22 protein-coding genes are annotated in these 20,801 nt (G+C 33.5%); 14 read left to right on the forward strand and 8 right to left on the reverse strand.

Features of this window, described 5'->3' with window-relative positions:
* Positions 1–115: 115 nt before the first annotated feature.
* Together BUC31_RS10725 and BUC31_RS10730 are read left to right on the forward strand one after the other, a co-directional pair.
* Positions 116–595, forward strand: coding sequence for an Lrp/AsnC family transcriptional regulator (locus BUC31_RS10725; protein ID WP_027066901.1), 480 nt, complete (start codon positions 116–118; stop codon positions 593–595).
* Positions 596–680: 85 nt separating this feature from the next.
* Positions 681–1,202, forward strand: a complete 522-nt coding sequence (locus BUC31_RS10730) for a DinB family protein (RefSeq protein ID WP_073244038.1) — start codon at positions 681–683, stop codon at positions 1,200–1,202.
* Here the strand turns inward: BUC31_RS10730 and BUC31_RS10735 are convergent.
* Positions 1,199–1,528, reverse strand: coding sequence for a hypothetical protein (locus tag BUC31_RS10735; RefSeq protein WP_073244040.1), 330 nt, complete (start codon positions 1,526–1,528; stop codon positions 1,199–1,201). The two genes, BUC31_RS10730 and BUC31_RS10735, sit on opposite strands and share 4 nt — an antisense overlap.
* Before the next feature lie 108 nt (positions 1,529–1,636).
* On the reverse strand, positions 1,637–2,698 hold the full coding sequence (aroB, locus tag BUC31_RS10740; RefSeq protein WP_073244042.1) for a 3-dehydroquinate synthase: 1,062 nt from the start codon (positions 2,696–2,698) through the stop codon (positions 1,637–1,639).
* Positions 2,699–2,809: 111 nt separating this feature from the next.
* Between aroB and BUC31_RS10745 the strand changes: the two genes are divergently transcribed.
* Complete coding sequence (locus tag BUC31_RS10745; RefSeq protein ID WP_073244044.1) at positions 2,810–3,976, forward strand: proline dehydrogenase family protein; 1,167 nt, start codon at positions 2,810–2,812, stop codon at positions 3,974–3,976.
* 6 nt (positions 3,977–3,982) lie between these two features.
* On the opposite strand, the gene BUC31_RS10750 is transcribed toward BUC31_RS10745, so the two are convergent.
* The 6 genes from BUC31_RS10750 to porX form a co-directional block, all read right to left on the reverse strand.
* The gene (locus BUC31_RS10750; protein ID WP_317614954.1) at positions 3,983–4,372 is read right to left on the reverse strand and encodes a DUF4258 domain-containing protein; all 390 of its coding nucleotides are present in this window, start codon (positions 4,370–4,372) and stop codon (positions 3,983–3,985) included.
* A 70-nt stretch (positions 4,373–4,442) separates the two neighbouring features.
* Positions 4,443–5,642: an alanine dehydrogenase gene (locus BUC31_RS10755; RefSeq protein ID WP_073244047.1), complete on the reverse strand. Its 1,200-nt coding sequence runs from the start codon at positions 5,640–5,642 to the stop codon at positions 4,443–4,445.
* A 97-nt stretch (positions 5,643–5,739) separates the two neighbouring features.
* Positions 5,740–6,402 (reverse strand): hypothetical protein, encoded by a 663-nt coding sequence (locus BUC31_RS10760; protein ID WP_084135058.1) that lies wholly within the window; start codon positions 6,400–6,402, stop codon positions 5,740–5,742.
* Positions 6,403–6,506: 104 nt separating this feature from the next.
* Positions 6,507–6,638 (reverse strand): hypothetical protein, encoded by a 132-nt coding sequence (locus BUC31_RS20610; RefSeq protein ID WP_262987450.1) that lies wholly within the window; start codon positions 6,636–6,638, stop codon positions 6,507–6,509.
* Positions 6,639–6,866: 228 nt separating this feature from the next.
* Positions 6,867–7,277: a tRNA (adenosine(37)-N6)-threonylcarbamoyltransferase complex ATPase subunit type 1 TsaE gene (tsaE, locus tag BUC31_RS10765; protein ID WP_073244051.1), complete on the reverse strand. Its 411-nt coding sequence runs from the start codon at positions 7,275–7,277 to the stop codon at positions 6,867–6,869.
* 10 nt (positions 7,278–7,287) lie between these two features.
* Entirely contained in the window at positions 7,288–8,832 is a 1,545-nt protein-coding gene (gene porX / locus BUC31_RS10770; RefSeq protein WP_073244053.1) for a T9SS response regulator signal transducer PorX, read from the reverse strand.
* A gap of 87 nt (positions 8,833–8,919) precedes the next feature.
* On the opposite strand from porX, the gene BUC31_RS10775 reads away from it, so the two are divergent.
* The 11 genes from BUC31_RS10775 (at position 8,920) to hisG (ending at position 20,766) form a co-directional block, all read left to right on the forward strand.
* Positions 8,920–10,149, forward strand: coding sequence for an HD domain-containing protein (locus BUC31_RS10775; RefSeq protein ID WP_073244055.1), 1,230 nt, complete (start codon positions 8,920–8,922; stop codon positions 10,147–10,149).
* A 23-nt stretch (positions 10,150–10,172) separates the two neighbouring features.
* Complete coding sequence (lpxD, locus tag BUC31_RS10780; protein WP_073244056.1) at positions 10,173–11,189, forward strand: UDP-3-O-(3-hydroxymyristoyl)glucosamine N-acyltransferase; 1,017 nt, start codon at positions 10,173–10,175, stop codon at positions 11,187–11,189.
* Positions 11,190–11,191: 2 nt separating this feature from the next.
* Complete coding sequence (locus tag BUC31_RS10785; RefSeq protein WP_073244063.1) at positions 11,192–12,592, forward strand: bifunctional UDP-3-O-[3-hydroxymyristoyl] N-acetylglucosamine deacetylase/3-hydroxyacyl-ACP dehydratase; 1,401 nt, start codon at positions 11,192–11,194, stop codon at positions 12,590–12,592.
* A 1-nt stretch (position 12,593) separates the two neighbouring features.
* The gene (lpxA, locus tag BUC31_RS10790) at positions 12,594–13,379 is read left to right on the forward strand and encodes an acyl-ACP--UDP-N-acetylglucosamine O-acyltransferase (RefSeq protein ID WP_073244065.1); all 786 of its coding nucleotides are present in this window, start codon (positions 12,594–12,596) and stop codon (positions 13,377–13,379) included.
* Positions 13,380–13,424: 45 nt separating this feature from the next.
* A complete protein-coding gene (efp, locus tag BUC31_RS10795) occupies positions 13,425–13,991 on the forward strand; it encodes an elongation factor P (RefSeq protein ID WP_073244067.1) in 567 nt (188 codons plus the stop codon).
* Between the two features lie 28 nt (positions 13,992–14,019).
* Positions 14,020–14,955: a UDP-3-O-(3-hydroxymyristoyl)glucosamine N-acyltransferase gene (locus BUC31_RS10800; protein WP_073244069.1), complete on the forward strand. Its 936-nt coding sequence runs from the start codon at positions 14,020–14,022 to the stop codon at positions 14,953–14,955.
* Positions 14,956–15,026: 71 nt separating this feature from the next.
* Positions 15,027–15,899 carry a succinate--CoA ligase subunit alpha gene (sucD, locus tag BUC31_RS10805; RefSeq protein WP_073244071.1) on the forward strand — a complete coding sequence of 291 codons (873 nt, stop codon included), beginning with the start codon at positions 15,027–15,029 and terminating at the stop codon, positions 15,897–15,899.
* Between the two features lie 106 nt (positions 15,900–16,005).
* Positions 16,006–16,755, forward strand: coding sequence for a 3-oxoacyl-[acyl-carrier-protein] reductase (gene fabG, locus BUC31_RS10810; protein ID WP_073244073.1), 750 nt, complete (start codon positions 16,006–16,008; stop codon positions 16,753–16,755).
* 68 nt (positions 16,756–16,823) lie between these two features.
* The gene (locus tag BUC31_RS10815; protein WP_073244075.1) at positions 16,824–18,851 is read left to right on the forward strand and encodes a hypothetical protein; all 2,028 of its coding nucleotides are present in this window, start codon (positions 16,824–16,826) and stop codon (positions 18,849–18,851) included.
* Between the two features lie 10 nt (positions 18,852–18,861).
* On the forward strand, positions 18,862–19,674 hold the full coding sequence (locus BUC31_RS10820) for a prohibitin family protein (protein WP_073244077.1): 813 nt from the start codon (positions 18,862–18,864) through the stop codon (positions 19,672–19,674).
* Positions 19,675–19,908: 234 nt separating this feature from the next.
* Positions 19,909–20,766: an ATP phosphoribosyltransferase gene (gene hisG / locus BUC31_RS10825; protein ID WP_073244079.1), complete on the forward strand. Its 858-nt coding sequence runs from the start codon at positions 19,909–19,911 to the stop codon at positions 20,764–20,766.
* Positions 20,767–20,801: the final 35 nt, after the last annotated feature.

Raw genomic sequence — 20,801 nt, forward strand, 5'->3', positions numbered from 1 at the left:
ATTTATTGTTTTATTTCTTTGAAAATGTAATATTGTTTACGTTTTCATTAAAAAAAATGAAGTTTCAATGAATTTAATGTGATTATTTTTTATTTTTGGCAAAAATTTTACAACTATGGGCAAAGTCAAATTAGACGAAATAGACCACCAAATTCTAGATATGTTGATTGACAACACTAGAACTCCTTTTACTGATATTGCAAAAAAACTTCTTATATCTGCCGGTACGGTACATGTAAGAGTTAAGAAAATGGAAGAAGCGGGAATCATAAAAGGTTCATCACTTACTCTAGATTATGTGAAACTTGGTTATGCCTTTATAGCATATGTAGGTATTTTTCTTGAAAAGACACACCAAACTAAGTTTGTTCTTGAGCGTTTAAACCAAATACCAAACGTTACAATTGCACATATTACAACAGGTAAATTCAATATTTTCTGTAAAATTAGAGCAAAGGATACTACGCATGCCAAAAATATTATCTTTAAAATAGATGATATCGACGGCATTAGTAGAACAGAAACGATGATTTCATTAGAAGAAAGTTTTAATGATAAAAAACGTTTGATGCATACTATTTTTAATGAATTATAATATTAGGTTATTCAACTAACTTAAAAAAAGCCCGGTTATTTTTTATGATTGGGCTTTTTTGATTTTCAATTTTTAAATTTTCAGAATGACGGTTAAAGATTTACAAGAAGACGAATTGCAATTTTTCTACGGTACCTATTTGAAAACTCTTGATGAACAAGAAGATTTAAAATCTGCGTTATTAAATGGCAGAAAAAGTTTTGAAGATTTAGTTCAAGGTTTGACCGATGAACAGTTTTTATATCGTTATGGCGAAGGTAAATGGACTGTAGCTGAAGTTCTGGTACATTTAATTGATACAGAACGTGTATTTCAATATCGTGCTTTTAGAATATCTAGAAACGATAAAACCTCATTGCCAGGATTTGACCATAATACATTCGTTACAGAAAGTAATGCCAACCAACGTACTAAAGAGGATATATTAAAAGAATATCTTCATGTTCGTGATTCTTCAATTAGTTTGTTCGATACTATGCTAAATGCGAATCAAAAAAGAATGGGTACCGCTAGTGGTATTCCTTGGTCTGTAGCTGCATTGGGTTTAGTTATAAGTGGCCACCAGAAGCATCATGAAAATATTTTACAAGAACGCTATTTTAATTAATCTAGTTCTTCTTCAGATTCTAATTCGAAGTTTAGGTAAAGTGCTTTCGTCATTTCTTCAGATTGCATAACCTCTTCCGGTGTTTTGGTTTCTAATTCCTTTTCTATGTTTTCTTCAAAATTAGCAATGAAATTAGAAAGGCTTTTACTTATCTTAACTAGGTATAATGTATCTGTGGTTTTTAATTCTACTGCTTCAACATAATCTCCTTTAATATTTTTAAAACTGATGATGTCTTCATCACCATATCCATAAGGATAAGTTTCTATTAAAAGTGCTGCTAATTGGTGGTCTAATTTACGGTAATCAATAAGGCGTCTTGTCATAACTTGTTTATTTATAGAAGGTTGGGATTATCTATAACTAAACTAGCAATAATTGTCACAAGTCAATTTTTAGAGTTGTGAAAGTGCCATTTTGAGTATGTGAACTTTTTAAATTTTGTAGTAAGCGAATGCTTCTGTAAATAATTCTACAGGAATTTCAATGTCATATACAGGAATGCCAATAGATTTCAACAACACAAAATTCACTTTGCCGTGAGAGTTCTTCTTGTCGTACTTCATTAGTTTAAGAATGTTTTCGATATCCTCATTTGAAAACTCTACTTTATCATATCTATTTAAAAAAGTAGATTTTATATCGTTTAAAGATTCATCTGATAATGCTAGCAGTTTATTAGAGAGATAGCCTTCTAGAATCATACCTATGGCAATTGCCTCTCCATGTAATAACGTTACTTTTGAATCGCTCTCTAAGAAATAAGATTCTATAGCATGACCAAGGGTGTGTCCGTAATTTAAAATCTTACGTATGTTTTGTTCTGTAGGGTCTTGAAGCACCACCTTGTTTTTAATTTGGATAGATGTAAGAATGTGCTTCTTCATATCCTCTAAACCCTTAGCTCCTTTCAATGCTTCCCAATAGGTCGTGTCTTGAATAAGACCGTGTTTTAGCATTTCTGCAAATCCGCTTATAACCTGTCTATTTTCTAGTGTGTCAAGAAAATCAGGTACTACCAGTACCATTACTGGCTGATTAATAACCCCAATTTGATTTTTTAAAGAACCTAAGTCAACACCGGTTTTGCCACCAACAGATGCGTCTACCATAGATAATAGGGTAGTAGGCACATTAATAAAGTCTATGCCTCTTTTAAATGTAGACGCTATAAAGCCGCCCATATCAGTTAATACGCCGCCACCTAAATTTATCAAAATACTTTTGCGATCAGCACCTAATTCAGATAAAGCTTCCCAAACACCAACACATGTTTCAATATTTTTATTTATTTCTCCTGATTCAATTTCAATAATTTCAAACTGATAATCACCATGAATTTCTGCCATAAAATTGGGCAGGCAAAGCTCGTGTGTGTTTTCATCTACTAAAATAAAAATGGTAGAATATTTTTTTTCTGACAGGTGATTGTTCAATGCTTGAAATGCATTTTTGTTGAAATGTACTGCGTAAGAATCTGAAATTATAGAATCCATTGAAAATATGACTTAGTTTTAATGACTATTGTACCGCAAAATAAAGGTTATTTTTAGTCTTAGGATTATAAATTCTGTGATTATATTTGATCGTTATAGAAATTATATAATATGGACCAAATTTTTGAAAATACTGCAACGGCATTTGCCTTAAAATCAGATTCAGAATTAGAAAGAGCTTATTTTCTTTTTAAGATGATTTCAAATGAACCTCTGGTAAAAATGGGTTCAGTCATTACCAATTTTGCGTTTAAAGCTCATTTACCTGTTGAGGGATTAATTAGGGCTACTGTTTTTGATCACTTCTGTGGTGGTGTAAATGAACGTGATTGTTTGCCCGTAGTAGATCGTATGTGGGAAAAGGGAGTCTGTTCCGTTTTAGATTATTCTGTAGAAGGCAAAGAAGAAGAGGACCCCTTTGATTCTGCTACTGAAGTTATCTTAACCATTTTAGACTTTGTAAAAGAGAAGGATGCTATACCTTTTGCTGTTTTTAAGCCAACAGGTTTTGGTCGGTTTGCCCTATATCAAAAAATAAGCGAGAAAAAAGAACTTACTAAAGATGAAGAAGCAGAATGGCAACGCGTTGTCAATAGGTTTGATAAAGTTTGTAAAAAAGCACATGACCTAGAAGTTTCATTACTTATAGATGGTGAAGAAAGTTGGATGCAAGATGCTGCTGATAACCTTGCTGAAGACATGATGCGTAAGTACAACAAAAAGAAAAGGATTGTATTTAATACGTTACAGACTTACAGATGGGATCGCCTACCTTATTTAAAATCCTTACAAGAACGAGCTAAGAGAGATGGATTCTTAGTTGGTATGAAAGTGGTGCGTGGTGCGTATATGGAGAAAGAAAATGATCGCGCCAAAGAAAATGGGTATATTTCGCCAATTTGTAAGACTAAAGCTGATACCGATGACAACTTCAATGCTACTATTGAGTATATGATAGATAATCTAGATTCGTTATCTATATTCTCTGGAACTCATAATGAAGATAGTTGTTACCGTTTAATGGAGTTAATGGCGGAAAGAGGTGTCGAAAAAAATAATACCCATATTTGGTTCGGACAATTGTATGGTATGAGTGATCACATATCTTATAATTTGGCAGCAAATGGATATAATGTTGCTAAATACTTGCCATTTGGACCAGTACGTGATGTGATGCCTTACTTAATTAGAAGGGCTGATGAAAATACATCGGTAGCCGGACAAACAAGTAGAGAGCTTTCATTGTTGAAAGCAGAAAGAAAACGCAGAAAAATATAATAAAACTTATTGTCGCTCTACTTTTTCGATTGAAGCTTTTTCTTTACAGTTTTTTACCGTAAATATATAATCTCGTTCCTTGTACTCAGACTCTACAATGTAGGTTTTGCAGGGAACGGATTTTGTATCACTTTTACTAAAATCTACATCTCCTTCAGTTAAAATGTATTTAACACCTATAGAATCTAATTCAAACTCTTTTAGTTTTTGTGTTGCTTCATTGCTGTAGTACATAGATTTAGATCTAATATCTTTCAATGTTCTACAGTCAGGTAGGTAGCAGAAATATACTCCGGTTTCTTGAGATTTCTTTTTAAGAAAAAAGGTCAGAAACACAATACCAATAGATAAGCCAACCAAGAAAAAACCTAACCTTTTAATAAAATCCATATTCATGCTTCCATACTTTTAAGAGCGCAAAATTATGCCTTTTAAAGTGGATAGGAAAAGGAAAGCCATTAGTATTCTAAAAAATAAGGAAATTTATATCACTGTATTGTAAATCGAACCATTCGCCTACAGACTTATTGGTCAATATACCATGGTACATGTAAAGTCCGTTACGTAAACCTTTGTCAAAACGAAGTGAATTTTCTAAACCGCCATCTTCTCCAATTTTTAATAAATAAGGAGTAAAGATGTTGCTTATGCTAACCGATGCTGTTTTTGGGTATCTTGATGGAATGTTTGGTACGCCATAGTGAATGACATCAAATTTCTTTCTAGTGGGTTTATTGTGGCTCGTTATTTCGCTAGTTTCAAAACATCCTCCAGTATCAATACTTACATCAATGATAACAGCTCCTTTTTTCATGTGCTCTACCATAGTGCTAGTTACCACAACGGGAGATCGATCTTTACCTCTTGTTGCTCCTATAGCAACATCACAACGTTTTAAGGCTTTTAATAAGTTTTTTGGTTGAATAGTAGACGTATATACCGTTTGTTTTAAGTTGGTCTGTATGTTTCTAAGCTTGGTAATAGAATTATCAAAAACCTTAACGTTTGCACCAATACCTATAGCTGATCTTGCTGCAAACTCACCAACAGTTCCTGCGCCTATAATCACCACTTCTACAGGTGGTACACCGCTGATATTACCAAACATTAAGCCGTTACCATTATTGTTGGCAGCCATTAATTCTGCAGCAATTAATACAGATGAAATACCAGCAATTTCACTAAGTGAACGAACTGCAGGGTATTTGCCTTCCTCATCTCTAATATATTCAAATGCAATAGCGGTAATTCGCTTTCTTGCTAGTTCTTCAAAGTATTCTTTATACTGTGTTTTAATCTGAAGTGCAGATATAATTGTTGTCTGCGGATTTATATATTCTATTTCTGTTAGGGTAGGGGGCTCTACTTTTAGAATTAGCGGACAAGCGAAAACTTTCTTAGTGTCCCGAGTGATTTCTCCACCAGCAGTAACATAATCGGCGTCAGAGTAATGAGCGCCTTCGCCAGCGCCAGATTCTATTAAAACACGATGTCCGTTTGCAGTAATTGCATTAACGGCATCAGGAGTAAGGCATATTCTTTTTTCTTGGTATTGATTCTCTTTCGGAATACCAATGTACAATTCTCCTTTTTGACGCAAAACCTCTAGGGTTTCCTCTTGCGGAATTAATTGGTGCTTACTAAAAGGGGAAGTGGGTTGGTTCATATCTTAATAATGAGTTGTTCAAATCAATGACTCGAAACTCAAATGTACAATTTTTAAAGAAATGAATTTTCTGAACTTTTTTAAAGACATTGAGTAGTTAAGATTTTAACTGTAACCAACCTTGAATACGATTTTGAACATTCTTGAAAATATTCTCTAAGTTTCCTGTTGATAATTTTTCATTTATATCTTCTGATATGGTTGAAATATCATCTTGCTGATTTTCTTCACTTTTTTTCTTTATATCAAAATTATCTTTACTATCAAAACCTTTGGCTTTTAATTCTTCAAGTTCTGCATCAATAGCTTCTAAGTCTATGCCATGTACATGTTTGTCATATAATTTAACACGAATAAAATAAACAAACGGAATGGTTATCATGCAAATTGGTATCAGCCACCATATATTATCAGTATCGACTACATCATCTGAATCATAGAGTACTTCGAATAGTTGAAAAGCATACATAGCAATTGGTATAATGATAATGTGATACCACCAATCTCTTGAGGTTAAAAACCAAAAAATCATTAAGTAAAGAGGTACTATTTTGGTTGTTAAAAACCATACGTAAGTTTTGGCATCAGAAAAGCCATTACTTCCTAATGTGAAACCAAAAAAAGTTAAGTCACCATTAGAATTATAAGGTAAATATTCATAGCCCTTATATAAAAAAGGAGAAATTGCTATAAAGAAAACTAGAAGAGACTCTAGGAAAATCTTCTTTTTAGCTTTCTTTTTTTTGGTTTTCTTTATCATTTGCATTATAGTATTACTATATGCTAACGATGTAGTACGTTAAATATTATATATAAAAAAAAGAGCAATAAAATTGCTCTTTAATTTTTACTGAATATTTTAAATTAGATTCTCTTAGTAATCTTTTTCTTTTCAATTTGTAAATCTTGATTATCAATATCAATAATCGGTGCAGTCATTGCTAAAAGGAATACGCCTAAAGCGATTGAAGCTAAGAAAGTTTTTTTGTTTTTCATTTTCAAGGGATTTTTGGTTATACTAAATATTTAGTTCTCCTACAAACGTAAGAAAAAATATACAAATAAAATTCCCTTTATCGTCAAAATTGTGTCTTTTAACGGATTAATAAAGCGTTTTGTCGAATTGTTGGTTATTCATCGAATAAATGCAATATAAAACCACTCTTGACGATGCGTGATTTTAATTTCTATTAAAAACTATCACCTCAATGTCATTAGTACAAACTATGCGAGTGTTAGCTTTCTTGTTTCTTCATCCAAAATTTCAATTTTTATATTCTGAACGTCGTTAGGTAATAAACTTGGTATTTTTTCTGGCCATTCCATAAATATCCATCCACCGGAAGCTAAATAATCATCTAGCCCAATATCCATAGCTTCTTCCTCATTATCTAAACGATAAAAATCAAAATGATAACCAAGTAATTCACCAGATGCTAATGCATATTCATTAACAAGACCAAACGTAGGGCTACTAACATTATCACTACTACCTAACTCTTTTATAAGTGCTTTGATTAATGTCGTTTTTCCTGCCCCCATAGGGGCATAAAATGCTAAAGTCTTACTGCTTGATGATTTTATAATCTTCTTAGCTATATCATCTAATTCACTCTCAGTATAAATGAATTCCATATTTCTAAATCTATTTAGGTTCCAAAACTACAAAAGGTATTATCATTTCTTCTAACGAAACGCCGCCATGTTGGTAGGTATTTCTATAGTAGCTGACATAATGGTTGTAATTATTTGGGTAAGCAAAGAAAAAGTCATTTTTTGCAAAAATATAAGAACTGCTCATATTTATACTAGGCAAGTAAATAGATTTTGGATCTTTGGCGGCTAATACATCGTTCTTTTCATATGTTAGACTTCTACCTGTTTTATAACGAAGATTAGAACTTGTATCTCTATCGCCAACAACTTTAGAAGGTGATTTTACGTTTATAGTACCATGATCAGTGGTTATTATTAATTTCATACCCAATGACTGTGCTTGCTGAATAATCTCTAGCATAGGTGAGTTTTTAAACCAGCTTGTGGTTAAAGACCTATAGGATTTATCATTTGAAGCTAATTCTTTAATTACTTCCATTTCAGTTTTGGAATGTGAAAGCATATCAACGAAATTGTAAACGATTACCGTTAAGTCATTATCTTTTTGAGATTTGAAATTCTGACTTAGATGTTTTCCTTGTTTTAAGCTACTAATTTTATGGTATTCCCATTTTAAATCTAAGCCTAGTCTTTTTAGCTGTGCACCTAAAAACTTGTCTTCAAATAAATTTTTACCGCCTTCATCTGTATCGTTTTTCCACCATTCTGGAAATTTCTTCTCCATATCTAGCGGAGTTAGACCAGAGAATATTGCGTTACGTGCATATTGGGTAGCAGTTGGTAATATGCTGTAAAAGGAATCTTCCTTTTTCTTTTTATAGAATGAGTTTACAGTATCTTCAAAGGCGTACCACTGATCATAACGTAAGTTATCTACAACGATTAATAATGTTTTTGAATCTTTGATTTCTGGTGCTATCCATTCCTTAAATAGTGTATGAGACATTACAGGGGCGTCGGTATCTGTAAACCAATCTTCATAATTACGTTCTACAAACTTTCCGAATTGTTGATTTGCTTCCGTTTTTTGAGATTCTAGAATTTCAAACATTCCACTGTCTTCAATTTCTTCTAACTGCAATTCCCAATAAATTAATTTTTTATATAAATCTGCCCATTCTTGATATGAATTTACCATAGATAAGTCCATTGCAATCTTTCTAAATTCTTGCTGATAGTTACTAGTGGTCTTCTCAGAAACCAATCTTGAGTGGTCTAAATTCTTTTTTAAAGAAAGAAGAATCTGATTTGGATTTACTGGTTTTATAAGATAATCGGCAATTTTAGAACCGATAGCATCTTCCATTATAGATTCTTCTTCACTCTTTGTTATCATTACAACTGGTAAAGAATTATCAATTATTTTTATTTCTGAAAGTGTCTCTAAACCAGATATACCGGGCATATTCTCATCTAAAAAGACAATATCTACTCTGGTCTCGGCTAATTCTTCTAATGCTTCTTGTCCGCTTTGGCACGTGATAACACTATAGTTTTTAGATTCTAAAAAAATGATATGGGGTTTGAGCAAATCAATTTCATCATCTACCCACAGTATTTTTATCTTATTCATTGTAATATTATTTTACTGATAATCAATTTCTATCCTATTGCTTTTGTATAACTTTGAAATGTTAATTTTAGAAAAGACAATACAATATTGAAGACATCAAACAAACTGAAAATCTTTAATGACCCAATTTACGGTTTTATAAGAATACCTAGTACGCTCGTTTTTGACCTTATTGCAGATCCTTACTTTCAAAGGCTTCGTAGAATTTCTCAAATGGGGTTATCGTATTTAGTATATCCTGGAGCACATCATACTAGATTTCATCATGCATTAGGCTGTATGTATTTAATGCAGAAATCTATTCAAGTGCTACGTTTTAAAGGGGTTGAGATAACGCAAGGTGAAGAAGACGGACTGCTGATCGCTATTCTTTTGCACGATATTGGGCATGGTCCATTTTCCCATGCTATGGAACATAGTATTGTTGAAGGTGTAAGCCATGAGTTTATTTCGCTTCAATTTATGGAAGAACTCAATCAGCGATTTAACGGAAGTTTAACTGAAGCAATATCCATATTTACGGGAAATCATTCAAAAAAATTCTTAAATCAGTTGGTGTCAAGTCAGTTAGACATGGATAGATTAGACTATTTAAAAAGAGATAGTTTTTATACAGGCGTTGCCGAGGGTAATACAAATGCCGAAAGACTAATTACCATGCTAAATGTAGTCGATGGTAATTTGGTTATTGAAGAAAAGGGTATCTACTCTGTTGAAAAGTTTTTAATGGCTCGCCGATTTATGTATTGGCAAGTTTATTTGCATAAAACAGCTGTAGTAGCTGAGCGTGTGCTAATTAGTATATTGAAAAGAGCACGCTCTCTTATAGAAAAAGGGGAGTCCTTAAATTGTAGTGATGCATTAAAGTATTTCTTATCTAACCATATAAATATTAATAATTTTAATAGCGACATATTAGCAAAATTCGCAAAGCTAGATGATGTTGATATTCTCGCAGCCCTAAAAGAATGGCAGTTTTCAGATGATTTTGTGTTGTCATCACTTTGTGAAATGATTATTGATAGAAAGCTACTACATATTAAGGTTAAGAAAGAACCAGTGACAGAGAGTAAGTTTTTATCTCAATTTAATAAGGTGAAAACACACTATAATCTTACCGATGAAGAAACGTCTTATTTTGTCTTCAGAGGTGAGCTAAAAAATAAAGCCTACGACAGGCAACATCAGACTATCAACATTTTAAGAAAAAATGGAAAGATAACCGACGTTGCCAAATTATCTGATCACCTTAATTTAAATGCGCTTTCAAAAACGGTAACCAAATATTATATGTGTTATCCTAAAGAAGGGGTTTAACAATTTTTCTTACTTTTACGCTCATGAAATTTACAGCAGGTCAGATTGCAGGTATCTTAGAAGGAGAAGTGCATGGAAATCCAGAAATAGCCGTACATAAACTTGCTAAAATCGAGGAAGGCGAAGAAGGCTCCCTTACTTTTTTAGCTAATCCGAAATATACTTCATTCATTTACAAGACAAAGGCATCGGTAACGATAGTCAATAGGAGTTTTGTTCCAGAACAAGAACTATATACCACTTTAATAAAGGTTGAAGATGCCTATAAATCGTTTTCAAAGTTATTAGAATACTATAATCAAGTCAAAAACAATAAGGTAGGTATTGAAGAGCCGATTTTTAAATCGGATACTGCAACCTATGGTGCCGATGTTTACATTGGTGCTTTTGCTTATTTAGGAAATAATGTAACTTTAGGAGACAACGTAAAAGTATACCCTAACGTTTACATAGGTGATAATGTGAAAATTGGTAATAACGTTACATTATTTGCAGGAGCCAAAATATACTCGGAAACTATTATTGGTAATAATTGTGTTGTTAATAGTGGAGCGGTTCTAGGTGCTGACGGATTTGGATTCGCACCAAAAGAAGATGGTGAGTTTGTGAAAGTTCCACAGACCGGAAATGTTATTTTAGAAGATAATGTTGATATAGGTGCTGGTACTACAATTGATAGGGCTACTTTAGGTTCTACGATTTTAAGAAAAGGAGTGAAGCTAGATAATCAAATACAGATTGCACATAACGTTGAAATTGGCGAGCATACTGTTATTGCTGCACAAACTGGTATTGCGGGTTCTACAAAAATAGGCAAGCATTGTATGATAGGTGGGCAAGTAGGTATTGTGGGTCATATCATTATTGGTGACAGTGTAAAAATACAAGCACAATCGGGTATAGGAAGAAATGTAAAGAATAATGAAGTGCTACAAGGATCACCTGCATTAAATTATGGTGATTACAACAAATCATATGTTCATTTTAAGAATTTACCGAGAATAATAAGTAGAATCGACACCTTAGAAAAGAAAGATTGACGATGAGTACAACAAACAGTAAACAAAGAACAATTAGTAAAGAAGTAAGCCTAACGGGAGTTGGTTTACATACTGGAAGCAATGTTACCATTAAATTTTTACCTGCAGATGAAAACCACGGTTATGCATTTAAAAGGGTAGATCTAGAAGGAGAACCAATTATACCAGCTGATGCTAACCTAGTTATAAACACACAAAGAGGCACCAATTTAGAAAAGAATGGTGTAAAAATTCAAACCTCAGAGCACGTTTTGGCGGCTTTGGTGGGTCTTGAAATAGATAATGTACTAATTGAATTAAATGCTGCAGAGCCACCAATTATGGATGGTTCTTCTAAATTCTTTGTAGAAATTTTAGAGAATGCCGGTATTGTTGAGCAACAAGCTGAGCGCGAAGAATACATTGTTAAAGATGTTATTTCTTTTAAGGATGAAGAGACGGGTAGTGAAATAACAATTATACCATCAGATGAATATCAATTGATGACGATGGTAGATTTTGGTACTAAAGTTCTAGGGACCCAAAATGCTACATTAGAAAAACTTTCTGATTTTAAATCTGAAATTTCAAATGCACGTACTTTTAGCTTTTTACATGAGTTAGAAATGCTTTTGGAAAATGGACTAATTAAAGGTGGTGATCTAAACAATGCTATTGTTTATGTGGATAAGGAAATTTCTCAGGCCACGATGACGAAATTAGAGAAGGCTTTTGATAAAAAGAAACTTTCTGTAAAAGCTAATGGTATTTTAGATAATCTGACACTGCATCAACCTAACGAGGCGGCAAGACATAAATTATTAGATGTTATTGGTGATTTGGCACTAATCGGTACACGTATACGAGGTAAGATAATAGCTAACAAGCCTGGTCATTATGTAAACAATCAATTTGCGAAGAAACTTTCACAAATCATCAAATTAGAAAAACGAAATAAAGTACCTAAGTACGACTTAAGTTTACCTCCTTTAATGGATATCCATAAGATAATGGATATGTTACCTCACAGACCTCCTTTCTTATTAATAGATCGTATTATCGAGCTATCAGAAACGCATGTTGTGGGTATGAAAAATGTGACTATGAACGAGCCTTTCTTCGTTGGTCACTTTCCAGGAGCTCCTGTAATGCCAGGTGTACTTCAAGTAGAAGCGATGGCACAAACAGGTGGTATTTTAGTTTTAAGTACTGTACCAGATCCAGAAAATTATTTGACTTTATTTATGAAAATAGATAAGGTGAAGTTTAAAAGGCAAGTATTGCCAGGCGATACATTAATATTTCACTGTAGTTTAATTACACCAATTAGAAGAGGTATTTGTCACATGCAAGCTTATGCATACGCAAATGACAAATTAGTAAGTGAAGCTGAATTAATGGCGCAAATAGTTAAAAGAACATAGAATGAATCAACCTTTAGCCTATATACATCCGGGAGCTAAAATTGCAAAAAATGTGGTAGTTGAACCGTTTACAACTATTCATAATAACGTTATTATTGGCGATGGTACTTGGATCGGATCTAATGTGACCATCATGGAAGGCGCTCGTATTGGTAAGAATTGTAATATTTTTCCTGGTGCAGTAATATCTGCTTCTCCGCAAGATTTAAAATACGATGGTGAAGAGACTACCGTTGTAATCGGTGATAATACCACTATTAGAGAATGTGCCACCATACACAAAGGCACCTCTGACCGTATGAAAACTGTTATCGGTAAAAATTGTCTGATAATGGCATATTGCCATGTTGCCCATGATTGCTTAGTGGGCGATAATTGTATTTTTTCAAACAACTCTACTTTAGCGGGTCATGTTACTATTGGCGACAATGTAATATTGGCTGGTTTGGTTGCTGTACATCAATTTGTATCTGTTGGTCAACATGCTTTTGTAACAGGAGGTTCTTTGGTGAGAAAAGATGTTCCGCCTTATGTAAAAGCAGCAAGAGAGCCTTTATCCTATGTGGGGATCAATTCTGTAGGATTAAGGAGAAGAGGATTTGTATCTGATAAAATTAGAGAAATTCAGAATATTTACAGAATTCTATATCAAAAGAACTATAACAACACGCAAGCTGTGCAAATAATTGAAGCAGAAATGGAAGCAACTCCAGAACGCGACGAGATTTTGCAATTTATTCGTGATTCTCAACGTGGAATCATGAAAGGATATTTCAGCAATAATTAAATAGCACATTAAACTTAAAGTTAACAACATTAATAAATACTACGAATGGCGTCTACATCAGATATACGAAAAGGATTATGCATAAGATATAATAATGATATCTATAAGATTATTGAATTTTTACACGTAAAACCGGGTAAAGGTCCTGCCTTTGTACGTACAAAATTAAGAAGTGTTACTTCTGGTAAAGTATTAGATAATACTTTCTCTGCAGGTCATAAAATTGAAGATGTACGTGTTGAAACTCGTTCGTATCAATATTTGTATCCTGAAGGTGAAACATATCACTTCATGAATACTGATGATTATAACCAAATTACCTTGCAAGAGAGTTCTTTAGACGCTCCTGGTTTATTAAAAGAGGGTGAAATAGTGAAAATCATGTTCAATACGGAAGATAGTTTGCCTTTATCTGTAGAAATGCCTGCAAGTGTAGTTTTAGAGATAACATATACTGAACCTGGTGTTAAAGGGAATACAGCTACTAATGCTACAAAGCCTGCAACGGTTGAGACAGGTGCAGAGGTAAATGTTCCTTTATTCATTAATGAAGGTGATAAGGTAAAAATTGATACTTCTAACGGTTCTTATATGGAACGTGTTAAGGAATAATATAATACTAAAGATTTAAAACTGTCATTTGAAGTTTCCCACTACTTTTTCATTAAAACAGATTGCAGAAATTATATCTAGCGAATATGTTGGGCATGATGATTTTCCGGTTCTAGGTATGAATGAAATTCATGTAGTAGTAAACGGAGATATTGTTTTTGTAGATCATCCTAAATATTATGATAAAGCTTTGCAGTCTAATGCTAGTGTTATCTTAATTAATAAAAAGGTAGACTGCCCTGAAGGCAAAGCATTGTTAATTTCAGATGATCCTTTTAGAGATTTTAATAAATTAACAACATTTTTTCAACCCTTTGTACCAAGTAGTCAGACAATTGCTGCTACCGCGAAAATCGGAAAAGATACCGTTATTCAACCCAATACATTTATAGGTAATAATGTTGAGATAGGCGATAATTGCCTTATTCACACAAACGTTACTATTTATGATAATTGTATTGTAGGTAATAATGTTACCATACATGCTGGTAGTGTTTTAGGTGCTGATGCATTTTATTATAAAAAACGACCTGAAGGTTTTGATAAACTAATATCTGGCGGTAGAGTTGTTTTGAAAGATAATGTAGATATTGGAGCACTTTGTACAATTGATAAAGGTGTAACTGGTGATACTACCATTGGTTTTGGTACCAAACTAGATAATCAAGTTCATGTTGGTCATGATACAGTAATTGGTAAAAAGTGTTTAATTGCTTCTCAAACTGGTATTGCTGGTTGTGTTATTATAGAAGATGAAGTTACCATTTGGGGACAAGTTGGAACCAATAGCGGAATAACAATTGGTGCAAAAGCAGTAATAATGGGTCAAACCGGAGTTACAAAATCAGTGAAAGGTGGTAAGAGTTATTTCGGGACTCCTATCGAAGAATCACGTGAAAAGTTGAAACAATTGGCATATATCAAGAAGATTCCAGAAATAATTAAAAAAATGGATAAGAAATAAGGGTGTAAATGCTAGAAAAGTCATTAACAACTTATATTTTTGTTCTAATCAAAAAATAAAACTACAGTAGTATGAGCGTATTAGTAAATAAGGATTCAAAAATAATCGTACAAGGTTTCACTGGTAGTGAAGGTACTTTCCATGCCGGACAGATGATTGAGTACGGTACTAATATCGTAGGTGGTGTTACTCCCGGTAAAGGAGGACAAGAGCATTTAGGAAAACCTGTTTTCAACACGGTTTCTGAAGCTGTTGAGAAAGTAGGTGCAGATACTACTATCATATTTGTTCCACCAGCTTTTGCTGCAGATGCCATTATGGAAGCTGCAGAAGCAGGTATTAAAGTTATTATTACAATTACAGAAGGTATTCCTGTTGCCGATATGGTTAAGGTTGCCAACTACATTAAAAATAGAGATTGCCGTTTAATCGGCCCTAACTGTCCTGGTGTTATTACTCCGGGTGAAGCTAAAGTTGGTATTATGCCAGGTTTCGTTTTCAAAGAAGGTAATGTTGGAATCGTATCTAAGTCAGGTACATTAACCTATGAGGCGGCTGATCAAGTAGTACGTCAAGGTTTAGGTATTACAACTGCAATTGGTATTGGTGGTGATCCAATTATTGGAACAACTACTAAAGAAGCGGTTGAGCTTTTGATCAATGACCCAGCAACAAAATGTGTGGTTATGATCGGTGAAATTGGTGGTCAATTAGAAGCAGATGCTGCTCAGTGGTATAAAGCTAGTGGAAGTAAAAAGCCAGTTGTTGGTTTTATCGCTGGTGAAACTGCTCCTGCAGGTAGAACAATGGGGCATGCTGGCGCAATTGTTGGCGGTAGTGATGATACTGCACAGGCTAAAAAACGCATCATGAGAGAATGTGGAATTCACGTTGTAGATTCTCCTGCTGAAATTGGTTTGAAAGTAAAAGAAGTAATGGGTTAAGAACTCATATTTTTCATATAAAATCCCGTTTATAGCGGGATTTTTTTTAGCCTATAAATTAAACAAAAGGTATATTTGGTAAACTTCGGTTTTAAATAACGGACTTATGAAATTATTACAAGATAAAAACGTCATCATTACAGGAGCAAGTAGAGGAATTGGTATGGGTATTGCCAAGGTTTTTGCCGATAACGGTGCAAATGTTGCGTTTACTTATAGCTCTAGTGAAGCTCCAGCTTTAGAATTAGAGAAAGAATTGAAAGCAAAAGGTGTTAATGCCAAGGCTTATAAAAGTAATGCAGCTAGTTTTAAAGAAGCGGAAGAATTAGTAGCTAAGGTTTTAGAAGATTTTAGTGGAAGAATTGATGTTTTAATCAATAATGCAGGTATCACAAAAGATAACCTTCTTATGCGTATGTCAGAAGCTGATTTTGATGCCGTTATCGATATCAATTTAAAATCTGTTTTCAATATGACGAAAGCAGTTCAAAGAACTTTATTGAAGCAACGTAGTGGCTCTATCATCAATATGAGTAGTGTTGTTGGGGTAAAAGGTAACGCTGGTCAAACAAATTACGCGGCTTCCAAAGCTGGTATGATCGGCTTTACAAAATCTGTGGCTCTTGAATTAGGTTCTAGAAACATAAGATGTAACGCTATCGCACCAGGTTTCATCGAAACTGAAATGACTGATAAATTAGATGAGAAAACTGTTCAAGGTTGGAGAGATGGTATTCCTCTAAAACGTGGTGGTTCTACTGAAGATATAGCAAATGCTTGTCTTTTCTTTGCATCAGATTTGTCTGGTTACGTTACTGGTCAAGTATTGAATGTTGATGGTGGTATGCTAACCTAAATCAAAAAACAAACTCTGGAGGAACGCTATTTTTTTGATTCCTTTTTAAGAACAACTTTAGTTAATACATGGAAAGCATAACGGTATTGTATATTATTCTTGCTGCAATTGTAGCATTGGGTATCGTTGTTTTTCAATACATATATAAGCAGAAGGCTAAAAGTAAAATTAATTTGCTTTTAGCCTTTTTGCGTTTTACAGGTATATTCGGGTTGTTGCTTTTACTAATCAATCCGCAGTTCTCACAAAAATTATACACCTTAGAGAAGCCTAATTTGGTAATATTGGCTGATAATTCTACATCTATAGAAGAAAGTGCAGCGGAACTAAATGAAATACTATCTGAAATTAAGTCATCAGAAGATATAGCAGATAGATTTAAAGTTGCCGATTATAGGTTTGGGACTGACCTACATATTTTTGATAGTCTTTCTTTTCAAGAAAAAAACACGAATATCTATAAGTCGCTATCGGCATTGGAAGATGTATATGCACGTGAACAGACGGTTACTATTCTATTATCTGATGGAAATCAAACTATTGGGCAAGATTATAGCTATTTTAAATCTGATGAAAATAATAGTATCTACACGGTAGTTTTAGGTGACACTACTAAGTACAAAGACATTTCGGTCGGTTCAATTCAAACTAATAAATACGCTTTTTTAAAGAATAGATTTCCGTTTGAAACCTTTGTTTCATATCAAGGGAGTAGTGCTGTGTCGGCGACTGTATCTATTAAAATGAATTCAAAAGTTATTCATAAGGAGATTGTAAAATTAAATTCTCAGAATAATTACAAACCCATTTCTATTGAGGTTGAGGCGAATTCAGTGGGAATTAAAAATTTGGTCGTTGAAGTTTCTCAGTTGCCAGAAGAACGAAATATAAAAAATAACCGCAGAACTACAAGTATCGAAGTAATCGATGAGAAAACTAAGATTGCTTTAATTTCAGATATTCTGCACCCAGATTTGGGGGCTCTTAAAAAAGCTATTGAAAGTAATGAGCAACGAGAAGTTTCAATTTTAAATTCTAATGTAGCAAATACTATTTTAGAGGATATTGACTTGTTTATATTTTATCAGCCTACAGCTAGATTCAAGAATTCTTTTGAATACGCCAAAAGTAAAAATGCAAATAGCTTTATCATAACCGGTACTCAAACAGATTACTCATTTTTGAATAACGCCGATGTCCCTTTTGAAATTGAGAATGGTTATCCGCAGCAAGAAGTGTTCGGTTTATTAAATAATGCTTTTACAAAGTATGATATTTCAAAATTTGATGTAACTGATTTTCCACCTTTAATAAGTGATGCTGGTCCTATTCTTATTACTTCCCCATTTGAAGCTTTATTGGGCACTCAAATAAAAGGATTGAATATTCAGCAACCTTTGTTGTCGGTAATGGAGAAAAATACTCAGAAAAGCGCTTTGTTAATGGGAGAGAACCTATGGAAATGGAGAGTGCAGACGTTCAGAAATACAAATGAATTTGTCAATTTCGATGAGTTTATTGGTAATCTAATTCGGTATCTAACTAGCTCAAAGAACAAATCTAGACTAAATGTTGAATATGAAAAGGTATACGAGGGTAGTAGCAATACGGTGATAACGGCGACGTATTTCGATGAAGCGTTTTTATTCGACCCAAACGCAAAAGTGAAAATTAAAGTAACGAACACAGAATATAACAAGGTTCAAACGAATCCAATGGTTTTAAAGAATGGATATTTCGAAGCAGACTTATCTAATTTATTGGCTGGTTCTTATGAATTTATTGTTTCGGTAGAAAATGAATCTAAATCAGAATCGGGAAGTTTTATTATTTCGGAATTTGATATGGAAAATCAGTTTGTATCAAGTGATAATGTGAAAATGGAAAAATTAGCTATAAACTCTGGTGGAAAACAGTTTTATCCTTCTCAAATAGAACAGTTACTGCAGGATTTGAAAGAAAGTGATGCTTATGTGCCTACCGAGAAAAGCACTGAAAATATCGTATCTTTGATTGATTTCAGAATGCTTTTGGCAATTATAGTTTTTGCCTTTGCAGCAGAATGGTTTATCAGAAAATATAACGGATTAATTTAAATAGACATTAATGGATAAGTTACCTAAGATTGCGTTACCCGCAATATTTATTTTTATTGTAGTAATTATTGCAATTTCAAAATCAACAGTTACAATAGACTCTGGTCAAGCAGGTGTTTTGTACAAAACTTTTGGCGGGGGTGTAGTGACTGATCAGCCTCCAATGGGCGAAGGATTTCATCTTGTAGCACCATGGAATAGGGTGACAGTGTATGAAGTAAGACAACAAGAAGTTCTTGAAAGTATGAATGTATTATCAAGTAATGGTTTGGATATTAAATTGGAAGCTTCTGCTTGGTTTGAACCTATTCGTAATGATTTAGGGAAATTACATCAAGAGAAGGGTACAGAATATATACAACGTGTATTATTGCCAACCATACGATCTGCTGCACGTTCAGTAGTTGGGCGTTATACACCAGAACAATTGTATTCTAGCAAAAGAGATGCTATTCAACAAGAAATTTTTGATGAGACTCAAAAAATAGTATCTGGTCAGTACATTCAATTAAATGAAATATTGGTTAGGGATGTAACGTTACCGCCAACTATTAAAGATGCAATTGAAAGAAAATTAAAGCAGGAACAAGAGTCTTTAGAATATGAGTTTAGACTGGTTACTGCTAAGAAAGAGGCAGAAAAAGTAACTATTGAAGCGCAAGGTAAAGCAGATGCTAACCGTATTTTGAGTGCTTCATTGAATGACCAAATTTTGAAAGATAAGGGTATAGATGCTACATTAAAATTAGCGGAATCACCAAATTCAAAAGTGGTTATCGTTGGTGGTAGCGATGGTCTTCCTTTAATTTTAGGGAATAACTAAAACACGTTGTTAATTATTTTTGTTTCATTTTAAACTTTTGTTTTGTGAAATGAAAAATACCTTTTACTTTTACAGTATCATGAAAAACAGAACTACACATCATCATTTCCATATTCACGCTTAGGCGAGGTAGGAATGTATTGTAGTAGAACAACATATTTTAAAACCCGTTTGAGCAATCAAACGGGTTTTGTATTTAAATCTCTTTTGGTTGCCAAGCATTAAATTAAGAAAATGACTAAAATTAGAATTGCTATTCAGAAATCGGGAAGACTTAATGAGGAATCCCTTCAAATTTTAAAAGACTGCGGTATTTCCATAGATAATGGTAAGGATCAGTTAAAGGCTTCTTCAAGAAATTTTCCAATGGAAGTTTTCTATTTAAGAAATGGAGACATCCCTCAATATTTAAGAGACGGAGTGGTAGATATTGCTATCATTGGTGAAAACGTATTGATTGAAAAAGGAGAAGATATTTCAGTTGCCGAGAAATTAGGCTTTTCAAAATGTAAAGTATCCTTAGCGGTGCCAAAGTCTGTTAAGTATAATTCGGTAAAGGATTTTGAAGGCAAACGTATTGCAACATCCTACCCAAATACAGTATTAAACTATTTGAAAGAAAAAGGTGTAAAAGCCGATTTACATATTATTAGTGGTTCTGTGGAAATTGCACCTAATATTGGGCTCGCCGATGCTATTTGTGATATCGTTTCTAGTGGGAGTACATTGTTCAAAAACAACTTGAAAGAGGTTGAAGTAATGTTGAAAAGTGAAGCTGTTTTGGCAGTATCACCAAAGATAAATGAAGAGAGAAAAGAACTTCTTGAAAAGCTACAGTTTAGAATTCAGTCTGTTTTAAGAGCTAGAGGTTCTAAGTATGTGTTGCTTAATGCACCAAACGATAAATTAGACGGAATTCTAAAACTTTTACCAGGTATGAGAAGTCCTACAGTATTGCCATTGGCAGATGAAGGTTGGAGCTCGGTACACACTGTAATCAATAAAGATAAATTCTGGGAAGTAATTGATGAATTGAAGAAAGCCGGAGCAGAAGGCATTCTTGTTTGCCCAATTGAGAAAATGGTATTGTAATTAAGCTTTTAGCTATTAGCCTTTCGCTATTAGCT

The sequence above is a fragment of the Maribacter aquivivus genome, from assembly GCF_900142175.1.
Taxonomy (GTDB): domain Bacteria; phylum Bacteroidota; class Bacteroidia; order Flavobacteriales; family Flavobacteriaceae; genus Maribacter; species Maribacter aquivivus.